The 1349-nt window shown below is 63.7% G+C and carries 1 protein-coding gene; it reads left to right on the top strand.

The window, feature by feature from the left end; all coding sequences use genetic code 11:
• The first annotated feature begins 78 nt into the window (after positions 1-78).
• Entirely contained in the window at positions 79-1335 is a 1257-nt protein-coding gene (locus Q0931_RS16675; protein ID WP_172421272.1) for an ISL3 family transposase, read from the top strand.
• Positions 1336-1349 lie beyond the last annotated feature (14 nt).

The following is a 1349-nucleotide window of genomic DNA, read 5'->3' as shown; positions in this document are numbered from 1 at the left end:
GGCTCTTCGTCGCTGGGTGTGGAATTCGCCCCCTGAGCTGGGCCAGGATATGACCTCCACATGGACAGGAGGTACGACATGGACGGCACGCAGATTCTGACCCTCGGCCTAGGCCTTGAAGCGCCCTGGTTGCTTAAGGACCAGCACCTGGATACCTCCGTGTCGCCCCACCGCCTGGACCTCTATGTCGAGGCCGAGCGGGGCAGCCTCTACCCCTGCCCGGAGTGCGGCAAGGCCTGCCCGGCCCATGACTTTGCCGACAAGACTTGGCGGCACCTGAACTTCTTTCAGCACCACTGCTACCTGCACGCTCGCGTGCCTCGCACCAAGTGCCCCGAGCATGGCGTCAAGCGTATTGAAGTGCCCTGGGCGCGGCCGGGCAGCGACTTCACCCTGCTGTTCGAGCAAGCCGCTATGTCGTTGGTCAAGGAGATGCCGGTGCTGGCCGTCTCCCGGCAACTGGAGATCTCCGACAAACGCCTGTGGCGCATCGTGCATCACTACGTCGGCCGCATGCTGAGTGAGCTGGACCTGGCCAACGTGGCCACCGTCGGCGTCGATGAAACCGCCTCCCGACGCGGTCATCGCTACGTCACGGTATTCCTCGATATGCAGCGCAAGCAGGAACCGGTGATCTTCGCCGTCCCCGGCCACGGCAAAGACGCCATCAAGGCCTTCAGCGCCTTTCTGGCAGCGCATGGCGGTGACACCGACAACGTGGTCGAGGTCGTGTGCGACATGTCACAAGCCTTCCTCAGCGGCGTGGCCGAGCATCTTCCCAAGGCCGACATCACGGTCGACTGGTTCCATATCGTTCAGACCTTCACCAAGCGGCTGGACGAGGTGCGCAAGAAGGAACGCCGGGAGCAGGGGCATCCCAAGTCGCTGCGCTGGGCCCTGCTGAAAAGCCTCGACAACGAGAACCTGACGCCCAAGCAACTGGCGGCGCTCCAGGAGCTGGTGGCCGATCAGAGCGCCACAGCCGATGCCTGGGTGATCAAAGAGAAGCTGAGCTGGATCCAGAAGGCCCCGACGCCGCGGGCGGCTCGGTGGCGTATCACGAACTACCTCAAGGTCATGAAGGCGGCGGTCACCGAGAAGCCTCTCCTGAAGCCGATGGGGAAGGCCCTGGCGGCGCTGGAGCGCCATGCTGACGCAGTGGTCAGGCGCTGGATCTCGGGACTGACCAACGCACGACTGGAAGGCATGAACGGCCTCTTCCAGGCGGCCAGGTCACGCGCACGTGGCTACCGGAACGAGGCCAACTTCATCGCGATGATCTACCTGATCGGCAGTCCGGTGGGCCGCCTGCTCGATCAGGCCAAATCCACATGAAGTGACGAAGAACC

The sequence above is a fragment of the uncultured Kushneria sp. genome, assembly GCF_947497025.1.
Taxonomy (GTDB): Bacteria; Pseudomonadota; Gammaproteobacteria; order Pseudomonadales; family Halomonadaceae; genus Kushneria.
The sequence above is the reverse complement of the archived record's forward strand: the minus strand, read 5'-3'. Positions and strand labels throughout refer to the sequence as shown.